Annotated in this window: 17 protein-coding genes; 15 read left to right on the top strand and 2 right to left on the bottom strand. The window is 54.0% G+C overall.

All coding sequences use genetic code 11. The features are described from left to right. Positions 1-210: 210 nt before the first annotated feature. The 12 genes from metG (at position 211) to KE531_08195 (ending at position 14,099) form a co-directional block, all read left to right on the top strand. On the top strand, positions 211-2,193 hold the full coding sequence (gene metG, locus KE531_08250; GenBank protein ID MBR9953609.1) for a methionine--tRNA ligase: 1,983 nt from the start codon (positions 211-213) through the stop codon (positions 2,191-2,193). Positions 2,194-2,339: 146 nt separating this feature from the next. Continuing rightward, positions 2,340-3,122 carry a TatD family hydrolase gene (locus KE531_08245; protein MBR9953608.1) on the top strand — a complete coding sequence of 261 codons (783 nt, stop codon included), beginning with the start codon at positions 2,340-2,342 and terminating at the stop codon, positions 3,120-3,122. A 3-nt stretch (positions 3,123-3,125) separates the two neighbouring features. Beyond that, positions 3,126-3,992, top strand: coding sequence for a 16S rRNA (adenine(1518)-N(6)/adenine(1519)-N(6))-dimethyltransferase RsmA (rsmA, locus tag KE531_08240; GenBank protein MBR9953607.1), 867 nt, complete (start codon positions 3,126-3,128; stop codon positions 3,990-3,992). Positions 3,993-4,106: 114 nt separating this feature from the next. Continuing rightward, on the top strand, positions 4,107-4,796 hold the full coding sequence (locus KE531_08235; GenBank protein ID MBR9953606.1) for an L-2-amino-thiazoline-4-carboxylic acid hydrolase: 690 nt from the start codon (positions 4,107-4,109) through the stop codon (positions 4,794-4,796). Between the two features lie 10 nt (positions 4,797-4,806). Further along, positions 4,807-6,132: an MATE family efflux transporter gene (locus KE531_08230; protein MBR9953605.1), complete on the top strand. Its 1,326-nt coding sequence runs from the start codon at positions 4,807-4,809 to the stop codon at positions 6,130-6,132. 111 nt (positions 6,133-6,243) lie between these two features. After that, positions 6,244-7,230, top strand: a complete 987-nt coding sequence (locus KE531_08225; protein ID MBR9953604.1) for a diaminopimelate dehydrogenase — start codon at positions 6,244-6,246, stop codon at positions 7,228-7,230. Between the two features lie 234 nt (positions 7,231-7,464). Continuing rightward, on the top strand, positions 7,465-8,826 hold the full coding sequence (locus KE531_08220) for an MATE family efflux transporter (GenBank protein MBR9953603.1): 1,362 nt from the start codon (positions 7,465-7,467) through the stop codon (positions 8,824-8,826). A gap of 7 nt (positions 8,827-8,833) precedes the next feature. Continuing rightward, entirely contained in the window at positions 8,834-9,724 is an 891-nt protein-coding gene (locus KE531_08215; GenBank protein ID MBR9953602.1) for a leucine-rich repeat protein, read from the top strand. A 15-nt stretch (positions 9,725-9,739) separates the two neighbouring features. Further along, the gene (locus tag KE531_08210) at positions 9,740-11,086 is read left to right on the top strand and encodes a metallopeptidase (protein ID MBR9953601.1); all 1,347 of its coding nucleotides are present in this window, start codon (positions 9,740-9,742) and stop codon (positions 11,084-11,086) included. Between the two features lie 16 nt (positions 11,087-11,102). Beyond that, complete coding sequence (locus KE531_08205) at positions 11,103-12,653, top strand: AAA family ATPase (GenBank protein MBR9953600.1); 1,551 nt, start codon at positions 11,103-11,105, stop codon at positions 12,651-12,653. 18 nt (positions 12,654-12,671) lie between these two features. Further along, entirely contained in the window at positions 12,672-13,544 is an 873-nt protein-coding gene (locus tag KE531_08200; GenBank protein ID MBR9953599.1) for a radical SAM protein, read from the top strand. 15 nt (positions 13,545-13,559) lie between these two features. Continuing rightward, a complete protein-coding gene (locus KE531_08195; GenBank protein ID MBR9953598.1) occupies positions 13,560-14,099 on the top strand; it encodes a GNAT family N-acetyltransferase in 540 nt (179 codons plus the stop codon). 103 nt (positions 14,100-14,202) lie between these two features. Here KE531_08195 and KE531_08190 read toward each other — a convergent pair whose 3' ends face one another. Next, the gene (locus KE531_08190) at positions 14,203-14,988 is read right to left on the bottom strand and encodes a LytTR family transcriptional regulator (protein ID MBR9953597.1); all 786 of its coding nucleotides are present in this window, start codon (positions 14,986-14,988) and stop codon (positions 14,203-14,205) included. A 194-nt stretch (positions 14,989-15,182) separates the two neighbouring features. On the opposite strand from KE531_08190, the gene KE531_08185 reads away from it, so the two are divergent. The 3 genes from KE531_08185 (at position 15,183) to KE531_08175 (ending at position 19,711) form a co-directional block, all read left to right on the top strand. Then, a complete protein-coding gene (locus KE531_08185; GenBank protein MBR9953596.1) occupies positions 15,183-15,806 on the top strand; it encodes a hypothetical protein in 624 nt (207 codons plus the stop codon). Positions 15,807-15,837: 31 nt separating this feature from the next. Further along, entirely contained in the window at positions 15,838-17,538 is a 1,701-nt protein-coding gene (locus KE531_08180; protein MBR9953595.1) for a hypothetical protein, read from the top strand. A gap of 97 nt (positions 17,539-17,635) precedes the next feature. Next, on the top strand, positions 17,636-19,711 hold the full coding sequence (locus tag KE531_08175; GenBank protein ID MBR9953594.1) for a hypothetical protein: 2,076 nt from the start codon (positions 17,636-17,638) through the stop codon (positions 19,709-19,711). Positions 19,712-19,873: 162 nt separating this feature from the next. Here the strand turns inward: KE531_08175 and KE531_08170 are convergent, their stop codons facing one another. Then, a complete protein-coding gene (locus KE531_08170; protein MBR9953593.1) occupies positions 19,874-20,506 on the bottom strand; it encodes an MBL fold metallo-hydrolase in 633 nt (210 codons plus the stop codon). Positions 20,507-20,608: the final 102 nt, after the last annotated feature.

The raw sequence follows: 20,608 nt of genomic DNA, 5'->3' as shown, positions 1-20,608 counted from the left end.
AGGTTTAGGTCGTGACGGAAGCGCCCGTTAGCGTGTCAGACTGTATCCGGTGCAAAGGTGATTTATGCGGCGGTGCAGCCGGTGAGGAATCGGCCGTAAGGCCGGTTTGAATTAAAGTGGTAACACGGGGAATGACTCGTCTTTAAATATAAAGGCGGGTTTTTTATTTGTAAGTGAGATGCCCCCAGGAACCAGGCAGGAGGAGAAATTATGTGTAAAAACTGTAAAAAACCGTACTACATTTCCACGGCCATTGCCTATACATCCGGCAAGCCGCATATCGGAAATACTTATGAAATTGTTCTGGCCGACGCCATTGCCCGCTACAAGAGGGAGCAGGGCTATGACGTATATTTCCAGACGGGAACCGATGAGCATGGACAGAAAATCGAAGAGAAGGCTGCCGCCGCCGGTGTGACGCCGAAGGAGTTCGTGGACGGCGTGGCCGGGGAAATCAAGCGCATCTGGGATCTGATGAACACGTCCTACGACAAATTCATCCGCACGACGGATGAGTACCATGAAAAGCAGGTACAGAAGATTTTTAAAAAGCTCTACGATCAGGGCGACATCTATAAGGGCCATTATGAAGGCCTCTACTGTACGCCGTGCGAGTCCTTCTGGACACCGTCCCAGGTGGTAGACGGCAAGTGCCCGGACTGCGGCCGCCCGGTGCAGCCGGCAAAGGAGGAGGCGTACTTCTTCCGCATGAGCAAGTATGCCCAGAAGCTCATCGACCACATCAACGAGCATCCGGAATTTATCCAGCCGGTATCCAGGAAAAACGAGATGATGAACAACTTCCTGCTTCCGGGACTCCAGGATCTCTGCGTTTCGAGAACGTCCTTCAAGTGGGGAATTCCGGTGGATTTCGACCCGAAGCATGTGACCTATGTCTGGCTGGACGCCCTGACAAACTATATCACGGGAATCGGCTATGACTGCGGCGGCGAAAACAGCGAAAAATTTGAGAAATACTGGCCGGCTGACCTGCACCTGATCGGAAAGGACATCATCCGCTTCCATACGATCTACTGGCCGATTTTCCTGATGGCTCTGGATCTCCCGCTTCCAAAGCAGGTGTTCGGCCATCCGTGGCTCCTTCAGGGAGACGGAAAGATGAGTAAGTCCAAGGGGAACGTGCTGTACGCCGACACGCTTGTGGACTTCTTCGGCGTGGATGCCGTCCGCTATTTCGTGCTCCATGAGATGCCGTTTGAGAACGACGGCGTGATTTCCTGGGAGCTGATGGTAGAGCGGATGAATTCCGATCTGGCAAACATCCTGGGAAACCTGGTGAACCGCACGGTTTCCATGACAAACAAATATTTTGGCGGAATCGTGGAGGACAAACATGTCTGCGAGGCCGTGGACGAGGACTTGAAGGCCGCCGTTTTGGATGCCGTGAAGAAGGCAGATGAGAAGATGAATAAGCTGCGCGTGGCCGACGCCATCACGGAAATTTTCAACATCTTCCGCCGCAGCAACAAATACATCGACGAGACGACGCCGTGGACTCTTGCCAAGGACGAAGAGAAGAAAGACCGCCTTGCGACGGTGCTTTACAACCTGACAGAGGCCATCACCATCGGCGCCTCCCTGCTCCACTCCTTCATGCCGGAAACGTCTGAAAAGATCCTGGCACAGCTTAACACCAAAAAGCGTGATCTGGAGGCCATGGATCAGTTTGGGCTGTATCCGAACGGGACGAAGGTGACGGAAAAGCCGGAAATCCTGTTTGCCCGCATGGACATCAAGGAGGTCATGGAGAAGGTGGAAGCCATGAGAGCTGCCGAAGCCGAAAAAGAGAATGCCGGAAAACCGGAGAAAGAAAAAGAAGAGAGCGGAATGGACGTGGAGAAGAAGCCGGAAATCACTTATGACGACTTTGCAAAGCTCCAGTTCCAGATCGGCGAGGTCGTAAAGTGCGAGGAGGTTCCGAAGTCCAAAAAACTTCTCTGCTTCCAGGTTAAGATCGGCTCCGAGACAAGACAGATCATCAGCGGAATCAAGGCATGGTACAAGCCGGAGGAGATGGTCGGAAAGAAATTGATGGTTGTGACGAACTTAAAGCCGGCAAAACTGGCCGGCATGATCTCCGAAGGCATGATTTTAAGCGCCGAGGACGACGAAGGCAACCTGGCAGTCATGACGCCGGAAAAGGATATCAAGGCAGGGGCTGAGATCAGGTAACGATTCAGGCTATGCAGCAAGCGCCGGGACGCATGTGTTCCGGCGCTTTCGTCTGCATACCCCCGCCCTCCCCGTATTGATTGTTAAGCCGGAATCGGCTATAATAGCCATAGTACACAACACCCACACAAGGAGCACACACATTTATGTATCAAATATTCGACACCCACGCCCACTACGACGACGAGGCCTTTGACGGCGACCGGGACGAATTGATAAAATCCCTGCCGGAACAGGGCATCGGCACGGTTGTCAACATCGGGGCCAGCATGGAGTCCTGCAAGAGCACGTTAAAGCTCGCAGAGCAGTATCCGCACATCTATGCGGCCATCGGCGTCCATCCAAACGAGGCGGGAGAGCTTACGGAACAGGATATGGAGTGGTTAAAAGCCGCCTCCGCAGGAAAAAAAGTAGTTGCCATCGGGGAAATCGGACTGGATTATTACTGGGACGAGCCGGCAAGGGAGATTCAGAAAAACTGGTTTGAGCGCCAGCTTTCCCTGGCCTCCGAGGCGGATCGTCCCGTCGTCATCCACAGCCGCGACGCAGCAAAGGACACGCTTGACATCATGAAGGCCTGGCAGAAAGAGAGCACGGGCGGCGTTATCCACTGCTTTTCCTACGGCACAGAAATTGCGAGAGAGTACCTGAACATGGGATATTATCTCGGAATCGGCGGTGTCCTGACCTTTAAAAATGCCAGAAAACTGATTGAAACGGCGGAATATGCGCCGTTATCCCAGCTTGTTTTAGAGACGGACTGCCCCTACCTTGCGCCGGTGCCAAACCGGGGAAAGCGCAATTCGTCGTTAAACCTCACGTATGTGGTGAAGGCGCTGGCAGAAATCAAAGGCCTTCCGGAGGAAACGATCATCGAAGAAACAGAAAAAAATGCGAGACGCCTTTACCGGCTGTCGGGACAGGAGTAGAGAATGGCAAATCTGGGAAACCCGAAAAATACCATTGAGATCATACAGAAATATGAATTCATGTTCCAGAAAAAATTCGGCCAGAATTTTCTGATTGACACCCATGTGCTGGAGAAAATCATTGCGGCAGCCGGTGTGACGAAGGACGACTGCGTGCTGGAAATCGGGCCGGGCATCGGAACCATGACCCAGTACCTGGCCGAGCACGCCAGGCAGGTGGTGGCAGTGGAAATCGACAGGAACCTGATCCCGATTTTAAAAGAGACGCTGGCCGGATACGGGAATGTGGAAATCATCAATGAGGATATTCTTAAGGTTGACATAAAATCGCTGGCGGAGCAGTACAACGGCGGAAAGCCCATCAAGGTTGTGGCAAATCTTCCTTATTACATCACGACGCCGATCATTATGGGGTTATTTGAGAGCGGCGTGCCGGTGGACAACATTACGGTCATGGTGCAGAAAGAGGTGGCCGACCGGATGAAAGAAGGGCCCGGCTCCAAAGATTACGGGGCGCTGTCCCTGGCAGTCCAGTATTATGCAGAGCCGGAAATCGTGGCAAACGTGCCGCCGAACTGCTTTATTCCGCGGCCCAAGGTGGGCTCCGCGGTCATCCGTCTGACGAGGCATAAGGAAAAGCCGGTGACGGTGAAGGACGAGGCGCTCATGTTCAAGCTAATCCGTGCGTCCTTTAACCAGAGGCGGAAAACGCTCCAGAACGGCCTTAACAACTCGCCGGAGCTGCCGTTTACAAAGGAACAGATTGCCGCGGCCATCGACGCCCTCGGGCTTCCGGCGTCGGTTCGCGGGGAGGCACTGACCCTGGAACAGTTTGCGGCGCTCTCGGACGCCCTGGGCGGGGAGACGTAGGCGGCCGAAAGCAATTTCCAAAAACGGAAATCATTAAGCGGAAATCATTGGGGAAATGCCGGGCCGCTTTGCGGTTCCCGACTCATATATCAAAATGGAAAGGGGAAACAATCTATGGGATTCAATGAAAAGACACATGCATTCATCGCCGCGAAATTTTATGTCCATCTGACCGAACATTTCGGCGAGAGGGGAAAGGCTGCGTTCACCCATGCAGTCCGCTACTACGCGGAACAGCGCGGCCGCCGCATGGCCCAGAGAGCCATTCGGGACGGGCAGCCGTTAAACTATGAGACGTACTGCCGGTACGGCGAGTGGAAAAACACAAAGGATGTGGAAGAGCTGGGCTGTTCCAACCAGGTCACAGTGGAGAGCTACGGGCCTGACTACGTGATGCAGATTCACCGCTGCCCATGGCATACGCAATTTAAGGAAATGGGGCTGAAAGATGCCGGCCTGGCATATTGCAGCGTCCTGGACGCGTCCATCTGCCGCGGCTTCAACCCGGACATGGTCTACGAGGTGCCGCAGACGCTCCATGATCACGATTACTGCATCCAGATTATCCGGGATTCCGGCTTTGAGGACGGTCAGGCCGTGGAGAAGCGCCCGGAAGGGATTCGCCCCTTTGAATACCACTGCGGCCATTCCTACTGGTCGTTCAGCGAAGTTTCCGCCGCGATTTTCGGCGCGGAAGGCGAGACGGTGAATCTGGAGGTCATGGAAGACTTTAAGAATGAATACGGAGAGGAAATGGCAGGCATTCTGGCCGGGTACCGGAACACGAATTTCAATGTCTGTTAAGTAAAATGCTATGAAACAACTGAACTTGCTTGAAGCGCCGGTGGAAAAGGTATTTTTAAGCTACCTTGTGCCGTCCGTCAGCGCCACATTGGTGACATCCATCTACATCCTTGCAGACACCATGATGATCGGCCGCGGAATCGGCGCGCCCGGCATCGCGGCCTTAAACATCCTTCTGCCCCTGTACAGCCTGTACTACGGCATCGGCATGATGTGCGGCATCGGCGGCAGCGTCCTGTTCGGCTTTTCCCGCGGAAGCGGAAGAGAGGTTGAGGCGCGCCGGTACTTTACGACGGGGCTTATCATGGTGGTGGCAGCGGCCGCGGCTGCGCTCATCGGCGGCCATGTGTTTTTTGATCCGCTGACAAGACTTCTCGGAAGCACGGATTCCATGGAGGCATACATGGTGCCTTACGGCCGTGTCCTGATGACAGGGGCGCCGGTTTTCATGCTGTCGTCGTTTCTTCAGGCCTTTGTGCGGAACGACGGGGCGCCGAAGCTCGCCATGGCCGGCGTCATCAGCGGCGGCGTCACCAACGTGGTTTTAGACTATGTCTTCATTTTCCTGATGGGCTGGGGCATGGGCGGCGCGGCCCTTGCGACGGTCATGGGGACGACGCTTACGGTGGCCATTTTGTGCAGCCACTTCTTTTCGCCGGAGAACCGGCTGAAGCCGGAGCGCGGGGCAAGCTTCAGAAAAGCGAAAGAAATCGTGGGAAACGGCCTGTCGAGCTTCATTCTTGAGGTCTCCAATGGCCTTGTGATGCTGCTCTTTAACCGCCAGCTTCTCGCTTATGTGGGAGATCTCGGTGTCGTCGTCTACGGCATCATCAGCAACGCCTCCCTCGTGGTGGTTTCCATCAGCAACGGCCTTTCCCAGGCGGTTCAGCCGCTCCTTTCCGCCAATTTCGGCGCAGGGAAAACCGGCCGGATCACCGAGGCAAAACGGCTTGCAATCCGGGTAGCGCTCCTTGCCGGCTGTATCTTTACGGCTCTGGGCATGCTGTTCCCGACGCAGCTCACCTATCTGTTTCTGGAGCCGACGGAAGAAATTCTTGCCATGGCTGTGCCAGCAGTGCGGATTTATTTCCTGGGCTTTCTGGCGTGTGAGTGGAACATCATGTGCGGCACGTATTTCCAGGCCACCGTGCGGCCGAAAAAGTCCCTGACGATCACACTTCTCCGCGGCGTGGCCTTAAATGTGCTGTTCGTTTTCCTGCTGCCGGCAGTTTTCGGCGTAGACGGGATTTGGGCCGTCGTGACCGTATCGGAATTTATCACGGCTGCCGTTGTGTTCGTCTTCATGAAGCAGGAGGGCAGAAAAAATCAGGGATAATTCCCGAAAACCGGAGCCTGTAAAATCATGGCATTTCCAGTTGACACGGGAATGGGCGGTTGATAGAATTAGTTCAGACAGGAATTTTTGACAAAAAAGGAGCGGAAGAAAATGGGAATCAGAATTGGTATCCTGGGTTACGGAAACCTGGGAAAAGGCGTAGAATGTGCAGTAAAGCAGAATCCGGACATGGAGCTTGCGGCCGTGTTTACCAGGAGAAATCCGGACACGGTAAAGATCCTGACGGAGGGCGTTAAGGTATATCCATTAGACGAAGCGAAAAACATGACGGATCAGATCGACGTGATGATCCTCTGCGGCGGAAGCGCGACCGATCTGCCGGAGCAGACGCCGGAGTTTGCAAAGCTGTTCCATGTTGTCGACAGCTTTGACACCCACGCAAAGATCCCGGAGCATTATGCGGCCGTGGACGCAGCCGCAAAGGAAGGCGGGAAAGTGGCCGTCATCTCCGCAGGATGGGATCCCGGCATGTTCTCCTTAAACCGTGTATATGCGAATGCGGTGCTGCCGGATGGCCGTGACTATACGTTCTGGGGCAAAGGCGTGAGCCAGGGGCATTCCGATGCGATCCGCCGGATTGCAGGCGTAAAGGATGCAAGGCAGTACACAATCCCGGTGGACAGCGCGCTGGAGGCCATCCGGAGCGGCGAGACGCCGGAGCTTACGACGAGAGAAAAGCACACGAGAGAGTGCTTCGTTGTGGCGGAGGAAGGCGCCGACCTGGCAAAGATCGAAAACGAGATCAAGACCATGCCCAACTACTTTGCAGATTATGACACGACGGTTCATTTCATCACGGAAGAAGAGATGAAGAGAGACCACAGCCGTCTGCCCCACGGCGGCTTCGTGATCCGCAGCGGACGGACTGGCTGGGATCTGGAGAATAAGCATGTGATTGAGTACAGCTTAAAGCTGGATTCCAACCCGGAATTTACGTCGTCGGTGATCGCAGCATGCGCCCGCGCCGCATACCGCATGGCAAAAGAAGGCCAGACGGGCTGCCGGACGATTCTCGATATCCCGCCGGCATACCTTTCCGCAAAGAGCGGCGAGGAGCTGCGGAAGGAACTGCTGTAAAGAAACAGAATGATGTAAGGAATGTCAGAGGAAGATCAGCGTAGTCTGCTGCCGCACAGGATTTTTCTGCGGATTGCCTGTGCGGCGGGGCGCGCCCGCGAAGAGTCCGGCCGGATTGGCTTTCAGGACATGCGCGCGGCAGCAAAGGAAGTCCGCAAGCGGGCTTCTTTTTATTGCACAAGCCATGCCTCCGTTTCGGAGGAAAAACAGACAAGAGAGAAAAGGATGGAGAGTATGGGAAAGAGAGAAGGAACGGCACAGCAGTATAACGGGATTACCGAAGGTGTTATCTGGCAGCAGCTTTTAATATTTTTCTTCCCGATTCTGTTCGGGACTTTTTTTCAGCAGCTTTACAATACAGCAGACGCCATGATCGTAGGAAAGTTCGTGGGCAAGGAGGCCCTGTCGGCCGTAGGCGGTACGACGGGAACCCTGATTAACCTGCTGGTTGGCTTTTTCGTCGGCGTTTCCTCCGGCGCAGCCGTCGTCGTGTCCCAGTATTACGGGGCGAGACAGGAGGACTATGTGAGAAAGGCCGTCCATACGGCGTTCTGCATGGCGCTGGCCGGCGGCGTGCTCTTTCTGGTGGTCGGTGAAACCATGGCGCCCATCGCCCTGCGGGCCATGGGTGTGCCGGATGAAATCATGGACTACTCCGTCACCTACCTGCGGATTTATTTTGCCGGCATTATCGTGAACCTGCTCTACAACATGGGTGCGGCGATCCTCCGGGCAGTCGGCGATTCCAGGCGGCCGTTATTCTTCCTGATTGCGGCATGTCTCACGAACATTGTCCTGGATCTGGCGTTCGTTGTGGGCCTTAAGATGGAGGTTGCCGGCGCAGCCCTGGCGACGATTCTTTCCCAGCTCATTTCGGCAGTCCTCGTTATGGCGACGCTGATCCGCTCGAAGGAGTGCTACCGGTTCAACATAAAGGAACTGAAGGTGGATCGGATGATGCTTGTTAAGGTGGTAAAAATCGGCCTTCCTGCCGGCCTTCAGTCCACGATGTACTCCATCTCCAACATCCTGATCCAGGCCAACATCAACAGCTTCGGCACGGACACCATCGCGGCCTGGGCCGTGTACGGGAAAATCGACGGCCTGTTCTGGATGACCATGGACGCCATGGGTATTTCCGTGACGACCTTTGCCGGACAGAACTTCGGCGCGAGAAAAATTGACAGGCTGAAACGGGGAACGTATGTGGGCATCGGCATGTCCACGGTTATCACCCTGGTGTTAGGCGCTGTGATCTGGGTGCTCGGCGGGCCGCTTTCCTCCCTGTTCACCAGTGATCCGGCCGTCATGGAATTGAGCGGAAATATCATGCATTTCCTGATTCCGTTCTGGGTAACGTATATCTGTGTCAACGTGTATCCCTGTACCCTGCGCGGCATCGGCGACGCGTTCGTTCCCATGCTTTTGATCTGCTTCGGAACCTGCGTGCTCCGTGTGGCCTGGGTGTTCATCGTGACGCCGTTTAACCCGACGTTAATTACGACGCTTGTGAGCTATCCGTTAAGCTGGACGGTTACTTCCATTGCGTTTATCATTTATTATTACCGATTCAGCCCCATCAGGAAGCTGAAATAAGGATTCTATGAGGACAGAATTTGACTATATGGAAAAAGACGGGGGCGCCTGTGTGACAAAGGTTTTTTCACCAGGCGCCGCCTGTGTTATCCCGGAAAGCCTTGGCGGCCTGCCGGTCACGGAGCTTTCCGACAGGCTGTTTGCGGGGACGGGCGTGGAAGAGGTCTATCTTCCGGCCGGCTTAAAGAAGATTGGGAAATATGCGTTTTACAACTGCGAGCGCCTTTCTCTTTTCGACGTCCACGGCGCGGCCACGGAGATCGGCGGCGGCCTGTTTAACGGCTGCCGGAACATAAGGGAAATCCGCCTGCACATGGAGCGGGGCGCCAGATCCGGGCTTCGGGATTTTGTGACGGAGATAAACGGCCGCCTGACGGTGCGCTTCTTTTTTATGCAGGAGGACGGAACGGAGCGGGAGGAAGCGCGGTTAATTTTCCCCCTTTATTATGATGAGGCGGTGGAGAATACGCCGGCCAGGATCATAAGCTCCAGCATCCACGGCACCGGACAGAAATACCGCTACTGCTTTGAGGACAGAAAAGTGCGGTTTGACCGGTATGATAAGCTGTTCCCGCTGGAAAAATATGAAGAGGACGTTTTTTTGGCGGCGGAAATTGCCGTCTGCCGCCTGCGGCATCCGGCGGAGCTTTCCGCTGAGGCAAAAGGGGAGTATGAGGCGTTTTTGAGGGAACACCTTTCAGAGCTTCTTTATCAGGCTGTAAAGGACGAGGACTTGTTTTTCTGGCTCTTTGGGCAGTTCGGGGAAAGCCTGGGGCAGAGCGATCTGGACAGGCTGATTCTTGCGGCGTCGGAGAAAAAGAAGGCCGGGATTTCCGGCCGCCTTATGGAGGAAAAGCGCCGGAGGTTTGGCGCGAAAAAAGAGCTGTTTGAGCTTTAGGACGGAGGGATGAGAATGGAAGAGCCGTACCGCTCCCCGATTTTTAAGGAGCAGGAAAAAGCCGAGGCGCTGGCCGGTGTCTGCGCCGATATTCTTAAAAATTCCAGGAATGAACTGTATCTTTCCATGCGCTTTTTCGACAGCGCCTTAAACGCCCTGCGTCCCGTCCCGGATTTCTCCTTAAACGGGATGGGGACGGACGGGTCATCCCTGTTTTTCGATCCATCCTTTACGGCTGCTTTATACCGCCGAAACCGGATTTATGTAAACAGGATGCAGCTTCACATGATTTTCCACTGTCTTTTCGGCCATCCCTGGAACAGGAAAGGTCGGGATGAGAGGTACTGGAACCTGGCCTGCGACATTGCGGCGGAGTCCATGTTAGACGATTTAAAAAAGCCCTGCGTTTACCTGCATGTCCCGCCTTTCCGCAGAGAGCTTTACGGGCGGCTAAAAGAACAGCTTCCCGTCCTTTCTGCCGAGGGGATTTACCGCGTGCTCCTTTCCATGGGGCTTTCCGAGGCGGAATACGGGCGCATGTCCGCTGAATTTTACCGGGATGACCACTCCCGCTGGGAGGATAAAAACGGGCCGTCCATGCCGAATCAGAACAAAAAGAAGGACTGGGACGACAGGCGGGAGAAGATGCAGACGGAGATGGAGGCGTTTGCGTCCGAGGCGTCGGAGGACGAAAAAGAGCTTCACAGACAGATTGCCGCGGAGAACAGGGAGCGGTACGATTACCGGGAATTTTTACGGAAATTTTCTGTTTTAAAGGAAACTGTGCAGGTGGATCCCGATTCCTTTGACTATGTGTTTTACAGCTACGGCATGGAACTCTACGGAAATATGCCGCTCATCGAGCCCCTTGAAACTAAGGAGACGAAGCGGATCGAGGACTTTGTGATCGTCATCGACACGTCCATGTCCTGTTCCGGGGAGCTGGTGAAAAAATTTCTGGAGGAGACCTGTGCCGTGCTTTCGGAGAGCGAGAGCTTTTTTAGGAAGGTGAACATCCACATTTTGCAGTGCGACGATAAGGTGCGCCAGGATGTGAAAATCGAAAACAGGGATCAGCTCACGAAATACATGGAAAATCTGACGCTTTCCGGCATGGGCGGGACAGATTTTCGGCCGGCGTTCCTTTATGTGGAACAGATGCAGCGGGAAAACCGGTTTGACAGCCTGAAAGGGCTTTTGTATTTTACCGACGGCCGCGGGATTTTTCCGGTGAAAATGCCTCCATATGACACGGCTTTCGTGTTCATGCAGGAAAACTATATGGACGTGGATGTGCCGCCCTGGGCCATGAAGGTGATTCTTGACGAGGACGACCTGGATAAAAATGTCCGGGCCAGGTGACGGAGAAGGGAATAACATGAATATCAAGAGAGCAAAGGAAGAAATTAAGAATACGGTTCATGCATATCTTCTTAAAGATGAACACGGGGAGTACGTGATTCCGGCGGAAAGACAGAGGCCCGTCCTGCTTATGGGGCCGCCCGGCATCGGGAAAACGCAGATCATGGAACAGGCCGCCAGGGAGTGCGGGATCGGGCTGGTGTCCTATACGATTACCCACCACACGCGCCAGAGTGCCATCGGCCTGCCGTTTATCCAGGAAAAGGAGTACGGAGGCGTAAAAAAGCATGTGACGGAATACACCATGAGCGAGATTGTGGCGGCCGTCTATGACTGCATGGAGGCGACGGGGCTTTCGGAGGGGATTTTGTTTCTCGACGAGATCAACTGCGTTTCTGAGACTCTGGCGCCGGCCATGCTCCAATTTCTTCAGTACAAGACCTTCGGAAACCATAAAATCCCGGACGGCTGGATCGTCGTGACGGCCGGGAACCCGCCGGAGTACAATAAATCCGTCCGGGAGTTTGACCTGGCGACCCTCGACCGTGTGAAGCGGATCGACGTGGAGGCGGATTTTTCTGTTTGGAAGGAGTATGCGAAGAACGTCCGCATCCATCCGGCCATTGTGTCTTATCTGACGGCCAGGCCGCAGTATTTCTGCACGACGGAGACCACGGTGGACGGGAAACGGTTCGTCACGCCGAGGGGCTGGGAGGATTTGTCAAGATTCTTAGAGGTCTGCGAAAAGCTTGGAACGCCTGTGGACCGGGAGGTGGCGCTTCAGTATGCGGCGCACCCGAAGATTGCCGGGGATTTTGCGAATTATCTGGAGCTTTACTATAAATATCAGGCCAAATATCAGATCGAAGAGGTGCTTCGCGGGCACCGGGACGAGACGCTCATAAGAAAGGCGTCCCGGGCAGATTTCGATGAGCGGCTTTCTGTCATAAGCCTGCTTCTTTCCGGGCTCGAGACGGCGTTTCGGGGCGTTGGGGAGAAAAAAGCGGGGACAGAGCTTCTGTTCGGCGTTTTGAAGGAATTTAAGGCGCGGGTTTTGGCAGAAGGCGGAACTGCGGGGATCGAAAGTTCGGGCAGGCAGAACGCAGGCGCGGCCTCGGTTTTCGAGGCGCTGGTGCATGAATTCCAGGAAGACCATGAGCGAAAGAAAAAGGCAAAACTGCTCTCCAGGGAACAGGAATACCGGTACCGGGACGCGGAGGCGGCATTAAACGGATATCTTCTGGCGTTAAAGAGTGAGGGGCTTTCAGAGCCGGAGACGGCCTTTTCCAAGGTGCGGGAGCTGTTCGGAAACGACAGGGAGGCGTATTTTAAAGCCTGCGAAGACACGGCGGCAATGCTTGAGCATGCTTTTGATTTCATGGAAGCGGCCTTCGGCGACAGTCAGGAGATGGTGAGCTTTATTTCGGAGTTGAATTCCAGTCCGCACGCCGTGGACTTCTTAAAGGAGCAGGAATGCGAACGCTATTACCAGTATAATAAAAAGCTTTTGTTTGAGGACAGGGAAGCCGAACTTTTAAGGCGGCTTGACAGCTTAGAAGGACTGTAAAAAGAGGAGGAAAACATCATGCAGTACGAGGGAACCTTATACCGTCCGCCCAGTGAGGCGCGGAGCCTGATTATCCAGGTGACGATTGGCTGTGCCCATAACAGGTGCACCTTCTGCAACATGTACCGCGAGAAAAAATTCCGCATCCGGACAAAAGAGGAGATCATGCGGGATCTCGACGAATGCCATGCCGTGTACGGGCCGTATGTGCGCCGCGTGTTCTTTGCCGACGGGGATGCGCTTGTGGTAAAGACGGAGATGCTTCTGGAGCTTCTCGCCTATGTCCGGGAAAAATTCCCGGCGGCGGAGCGGATTGCCGCTTACGGGACGGCAAAGGATGTGCTCCGTAAAACGGAGGACGAGCTTCGGGCACTGGCGGCAGCCGGGCTGGAGCTCATCTATCTCGGGGCAGAGTCCGGGGACGACAAAGTCCTTGCCCACATCAAGAAAGACGTGACGGCGGCACAGATTGCGGCGGCCGGGCAGAAACTAAAGCGCTGCGGCCTGAAGACGTCGGTGACGCTGATTTCCGGCCTCGGCGGGAGAAAAGGCATCCGGGAGCATGCCGTAAAGTCGGCGGAGCTCATCAACCAGATGAATCCGGAGTACGCCTCCTTTTTGACGCTTCGCCTTTATGAGGGGACGGAGATGAATGAGGAAGTGAAGCGCGGCGACATGGAGCTCATCACGCCGGACGAGATCGTCGAGGAGATGGAGCTGTTCCTTAAAAACATCGACTCGCCGGGCACGATTTTCCGCACCAACCACGCTTCCAACTACGTGGTTCTGGCCGGGACGTTCAACGAGGACATCCCGGACATGTTAGAGCAGCTTGAGGATGCGAAGGCGAGACAGAGATACCGTCTGGAAGAGTGGAGACGCCATATTTAAAAGGACGTGAATGCAATGCGGGAATATTTTATGAAGACAGAGCGCCTCGGGTTTTCCGTATGGGAAAAGGACGATCTGGAGTTTGCGAAGCTTTTGTGGGGCGAGCCGGAGGTCACGCGGTTCATCTGCGCCTTGGGGGTATTTTCCGGGGAAGATATCAAAAAGAGACTTGAGACGGAGATGAGAACCCGGGAGAGCTTCGGTGTCCAGTATTGGCCGGTGTTTCTTTTGGAAACCGGCGAGCTTGCCGGCTGCTGCGGGTTAAGGCCCCATGACGGCGGAAAAGAAGCTGGAAAAGTTTTTGAGATTGGTTTTCATTTCCGCAGCCGGTTCTGGGGACAGGGGCTTGCAAAAGAAGCGGCCGGGGCCGTGATCCGGTATGCCTTCGAGACGCTCTCGGCCGACGGACTTTTTGCCGGGCATCATCCGGAAAACAGGCGGTCGGAGAAGCTGTTGAAAGAGCTGGGATTTGAATTCCTAGGAACGGAGTTTTATGAGCCGACGGGGCTTTTGCATCCGTCGTATTGGATGGAGAAGAAAGCTTATAGAGTGTAGTTGTCGGCACGGACAGAGGCAGGGAAGTAATCGTATCTTGCAGAACGGCATAGCGTATAGCTATGCCGTTCTGCTTTTTCTTGCCGTTTCGTGCTCCTCCGCGCTATTCCCCTTTGATGATGCCCTGCAAATCCTGTTTCACCTGCTGATAGGTCAAGGCGGGTATGGGAATACAGATCCCGGAGATCAATTCCACTTCAAACCGCCGGATGGCGACGATAAACAGCGTGTTTACCAGATAGCCCCGGCGGAGCGGGTAGAACAATTCCGGCAATTCCTTTGCGATCTCACCGATGGAGCTGTTACAGGAGATCACCCGGTCAATGCAGACAAACTCGGTTTTCCTGCGCTGGCTCTGCACATACAAGACCGTATTGGGATTGACGAAAATCGTCTGCGTCCCACTTCGGATTGGCAGGCGCCGCCCGGATGGGCGCTCCAACAGCAGGCTGCGGACAAAATGCGTGGTATTCATGTCCAGTTTCAATATCTTGCTTTCACGAGGCTGCATATACTCATAGGAATTGTGCTGGTGTACCATCTTCAATTCCCCGCCGATCATGCGGTAGCTAATGGTGAAATGATTGATGACGCGGAAAGATCCCTCCAAACTTTCCACGATGATCTGGCCGCAGACCTGGGCCGCTTTGTCTCCCAGGGAAACCGGGAAATACTCTTCCTGAACCACGCGGACTGCTTTCCCGGTAAAGCCCTTGAAATGCTCCCGGATGGTGTTGCCGCCAAACAATAGCGGTTCCCCTGTGCCCAGGTAAACGCTGTCGGGACATAGGTAGGAAAACCATTTATCTAAATCCCCCGCATAGTGGGCGTGGAACAATTCTTTTGTAAGCGCCGCGACTTTCTCTAAATTGATTTTTTCTGTTGCCATAGACAGACCGCCTTTACGCATTTTCTTTCATTTTAGCAAATGCCGGAAAAGAGAACAAGGGGAAACACATGATTCGTGCTATAAAACGTATCATTGGTGCAAGCAGTATTGACCTGCTGTGCCGCCATCAGTATAATTGCAGAAAGAGAAACCATGCGGTTTTTTGCCAAAAGAGGTTAACGGGGGATGATACAATGAAGACAAAACGAAACTTTTTAGCCTTGATGCTCAGTGTGTGCATGGCCGTGCTGCTGTTGGCTGGATGCGGCTCCAACGAATCGGGAGCGATACAGTCTTCTGCGCTGCCCGCCTCTGCAAGCACCTCGGCATCTTCTCTTGCCGTTACGCCGGAACCGGCAGAACCGGAATCGCCCGTCCAAGGCCAAACCGCCACACTGTATGTGGGGACAAGGGAAGTTGGCTTTGCAGAATACCCCCTGAGTTATGAAGGGGAGTTGACCCCGGAAATTTTAATCCAGGGTATCGCGGATTTGACCGGCTGGGATTTGACGCTGGCCGAAGCTGTGACCACTGGAAAGGGCGGCATGAGCGTGTGCATGTCTGAAGAATCCTCGCTTTTTGTTGGCCCGCCCAGCCCGCAAAAGGACGAATTCCACATGTTCGATGGGGTACAGCTTGCTGAAACCATCCTGGACAGCATTCAAAAAACCTTGCAGGAGGGCTTCACCGGAGAGGGCGGCAACCCGGATGCCCTGGATATCTTCTACTATATGGAAGGCGAACAGCCGCTTTCCCTGTCCAACATCGGCATGAGCTGGCCGATGGACGAACCCTACATATGGGAGAACGGTCAATAAACTGTAAACAGATGAGGAGGATGTGTTCACAATGAAAAGAGGCTTTGCGCTTTTTCTGTGCGTGGTGTTGCTGATGGCGGGTTGTTCCGCCGCCCCCGGTGAGGTGCCGCAAACCGTAAACTTGAGTTCTGAAGCAGTCCCGTTTTATCGGGGCAGCATAGACAATGTGTCTGAAATCACGCTCTATTACAAGGATGGACAAACGGATATTCCCTATGTCGATATGGATACGGTGCGGGAAGTGGCGATAGATGCGCAGAGATACCTGGAGGACGACGGCTACCAGCTGACCATGGAGACGGACGGCAAAATGGTGGACTTTGTGCGCGAAAATGGCAGCCGGGTATCCATTGATTTTGACGAGAGTTCAATTGGCTGGGATGACTACAACCTGTTTACGACTGCAAGCTACGCGCAGCAGCAGCTGGATGTTCTGTCGAATACCGGGCTGGATGAAAACGGGGAGCCGGAGCTTTTTCAGCGCGGCGATTCCTCCTTTGTGCGCCGGGGTGAAAGCATTGGGCTGTACTTTGAAGACTTTTTCATCGAACTGATCTATGAGGACGGCAAGGGGTATATGCCCTTGCAGACCTTCTCCGACTTGTTCCTGGCTTATTTTTATATCAATCTGGCGTACAACGGAGAAGCGGTGTTTATGATTGAAGCGACTGATTTGGGCGACATGCGCGAAACCTACTATTCCGTGGAGCCGCGTGAGCGCAGCGCGGAACTGGCGCGCTTTAATTATGTTGAAACCTGCCTGTCGCTGCAATTCAATTACGGCCTGAAAGACGAACACGATATCCCATCTTTCGGCACCTTGTTTGAGCTGACCGGCATAGACCAGGCGATGCAGAGTACGGACGCACTTGAGGCCAATGTGGCGCTCAGCGATGTGATCAACGGATACATTGATGACCTGCACAGCGCCTTCGTTTTCGCTTCCCCTTATGCCGGTGACGTGGCAGTTGAGCCGAATGTGCAATCCCTGTCTGCCAACCGGATCATAGGTCACGCGCAGCGCTTGAGCGCGGCGGCCAGGGAGTACTTCCCGGATGGCATGCGTTTTTATCAGGAAATTGGCAATACGGCGTACATCTCCTTCAACAGCTTTACTGCGGATTATGATAACGATTACTACGGTGCTTTGGCAAGCGGGGAACCGATTGCCGACACCATTGGGATCATCATGTATGCCCACGCCCAGATTACCAGAGAAAACAGCCCCATTGAAAATGTGGTGCTGGATTTGAGTCTGAACACCGGCGGCCATGCGGATGCGGCCATTTATACAATAGCCTGGTTCCTGGGAGAATGCGACCTGCATTTGGAAGACGCCGTGACCGGCGCCCGGTCGTCCACGAACTACCGGGTGGATGTAAACGGCGACCGCAAGTTTGACGAAAATGACAGCATTGCCCATTTAAACCGCTACTGCCTGGTTTCACCCGTCAGTTTCTCCTGCGGCAATCTGGTGCCGGCTGTGTTTAAGAACTCCAACCAGGTCACGCTGCTTGGCCGGCAAACGGGCGGCGGCGCATGTGCGGTGCAGCCACTGGCGAGTGCAGATGGTTCCATATGGCAAATATCCAGCCGCCTCCGCCTCAGCACTGTGACCAACGGTTCCTTCTATGCTGTGGATCAGGGCGTGGCGCCGGATGTCCTCATTGATAAGGACGAAAGCTACTATGACCGCGAAGCACTCACCGAGTATATAAACAGCCTGTTCTAATTGTGGAGGGGCCGGGGCATGAATTAGGGAGACCACAATTCCCGCAGTGCGGCCCAGATGTATTGAGGCATCCTGTATGCCCTTGTAGGAGGTTAGTATGAAACGTATTAAAAAAGTGCTTGTGATTTGCCTAATGGCCGCATTGCTTTTCGGCTGTTCAGAGCCAGCTGTGGAAGGAATGTCTGATAAGGAATCCTCTGCTGAGGGTTCCTCCGCGGAGGAATCTTCCGCTGTAAGTTCCACCGTTGAAGAACTGCCCAATGAAACCAGTGCAGAATGGACGGTTATGCTTTACCTGTGCGGCACAGACCTGGAGAGCGATGGCGAAATGGCAACCTACAACCTGACGGAAATTTCACAGGTTATACCCAACGACCAGGTTAATTTTGTTATGGAAACCGGCGGCACACAGGAATGGCATGCAGAGGAGAGCCTGGGCCTTACCATATCCGCTGACCATCTTCAGCGCTGGAGCTACGGCACAGACGGGTTTAGCCTGGTGGAAGAGCTTCCCCAGGACAACATGGCCAGTGCAGATACGCTGGCAGACTTTGTTTCCTGGAGTGCAGAGAAATATCCGGCAAAACGGTATATGCTGGTGATGTGGGATCATGGCGGCGGCAGTGTTTCTGGGCTGGTTGTGGATGAACTGCATGGAGATGCCATTATGCCCTTGGACCAACTGGAGATTGCGCTGAAAAAGGCGGATGTGCAGCTGGAGGCCCTTGTAATGGACGCCTGCCTTATGGCCACGCTGGAGACGGCACAGGCCGTCGAGGACAGCGCCAGATATCTCATTGCTTCAGAAGAGATTGTAGCCGGTGCGGGAACGTCTTATGCCCAGTGGCTGCAATACCTCTACGATACCCCGGAATGCGACGGTGCGGCCGTGGGCAGGTTTTTCTGCGATTCCTTGCAGCAAAAATACGCGGAACTTGGCATGATCAGTACTTCGTCTACTCTCACCTTTTCTGTGATTGACCTTCAGAAAATTGACCGGGTGAGCCAGGCCTTTGACGAGATGTTTGAGGAAATCAGCCAGAAGCTTGCCTACCCCAAAGAATTTTTTAAGTTTGCCTACTACACGCAGGATGCCCAGCGCTATTATGATGAAACCATGGTGGATTTGGCAGATATGGCCGATAAGCTGCGAGGCAAGGCGCTTTCCAGCGAAGTGGCCGGCGAAGTGTATGAAGCGGTGCGCGACGCGGTGGTATATAATATAAAAGGCGACAAACGCAGTTATTCCAATGGCATCTCATTCTTTTACAACCCTTCCGCCTCTGTTGGCGCGCTGGATCACTATGCGCGGAGCTGCAAAAGTGCGCCCTATCTTGCCTTTTTGGACGCGGCAAACATGAGCTGGACCGCGCCTGAGTGGGTTTACGAGCAGACAGAGAAAGTCAAGGATATCTCCCGTGCGGATTACACCGTGCAGTCTCAAATTGCCCTGACGGAAGAGGGAATGCCCCAGCTGCGCATCACCAGTGCCCCCAGCGCAGTGAGCGCGGTTAACGCGTACTTCTTCCAATACGACGAAGATATCGATGGGTGGATTACGCTGGGCGGATATGCCGATGTGTTTGGCGACTTTAGCGAAGGGGTGTTTGAAACGGACTTCCCGGCGGAGTGGACGACATTAAACGGCCACTTCTGCGAGATGGACATCGTGGAGGAAAAGCAGGAATACATCCTCTACCGCGCGCCGTTCAGTTATGCTGGGGAAGGCGCGGAGGGGGATTTTGAGTTCCGGCTTGCGTATGTGTACGACGAGGCGCTGACCATGGACAGTGTGAAGCCCGATGCGAATGAAGACGTGTTTCAAGGTCAGTTCGAAGTTTATGGCGTGTGGGATGGAGACACGGCGAACAGCCTTTCGCTGCCCAGCCGGAAATCCATTGAATTGTATGACTATTATGGCATGCCTATTGTGATGACCCGCCGTCACGTTTCTCTGGACAATGGCAGCATCCATGTAGTTGACACAGTTGAGTCAGAAATATTTACGCTGGATGAAGACCATGTATTTTCCGGGGAAGATCTGCCTGAGGGGCAATACGCCATGATTTTCAGAATCACGGATGTATTTGGTCAGGATATCGTATCGGACGTTTTCTCCATCGAATGGGATGGAGACACGGCGCAGTTCTCGTGTGATTTTGTGGCGGACTAAGCTGCTGCCACTAATAAGCAGACAGAAAAACAGAGAGCCAACCACTTTTGGAAGTGATTCGCTCTCTGTTTTTGTTTGCAAGCCTTTTTGTCAGCCGTTAAGTTCATTTACTTGTGATACTTCCTTATCGGTGCGCATCTAGTGGGACTCTTTCCTTTTCCTCTATTTATTAAGCGTCAGCACAGCCGTCTGCGGCCTGGAATCTTCATCCAGTACAAAGGTATTCGTATCGTACCGCACCACGTCCTTGCATAATTCCAGATACGCTTCCAGCCGTCCGATAACGGGATAGCCGAAGGTATCGGAGCGGTAATGCATCGGAATCACAATGCGGGGCGCCAGCTTAAGCGCCAGGTCTCTGGCCTGGGCGGCGTCGATGGTATAATACCCGCCGACAGGCAGCAGAAGCACATCCGTTTTCTTCAACAGCTCCATCTGTTCCGCATCGGGGGAACATCCCAGGTCTCCCAGATGAACCACCTTCATTCCATGTGCTTTCAGGATATGGATGCGGTTGGGCCCGCGAAGCTCGCCTTTCTGATCATCGTGGTAGGTGTCGATTTTCAGGATCTCAAACGGATTCTGAACCGGATTTGCGTTCACCGTCACGGCCTCCCGATATCCGTGGTCGCCGTGCTCGTGGCTGCAAAGCACCTGATCCGCAGTCAGGGAAAGCGGCTCAAGTCCCGGGACAGAGCCCGGCGCGTAGGGATCAAAAACGATGGAATAACCGTCGGCAGAGACAGTGAAACAGGAATGGCCGTTCCAAGTGATGGTAATTTGATTCTTGCTCATAAACAAACTCCCCTCTCTGAAAAATAACTAAGGATTTCTTTGGTATGGGTGCGCCGGATACTGCTGCGGCGTCTGGCCGCTCCCATGTCTTTGTCATCTGCT

The sequence above is a fragment of the Eubacteriaceae bacterium Marseille-Q4139 genome (assembly GCA_018223415.1).
Taxonomy (GTDB): domain Bacteria; phylum Bacillota; class Clostridia; order Lachnospirales; family Lachnospiraceae; genus CABSIM01.
The sequence above is the reverse complement of the archived record's forward strand: the minus strand, read 5'-3'. Positions and strand labels throughout refer to the sequence as shown.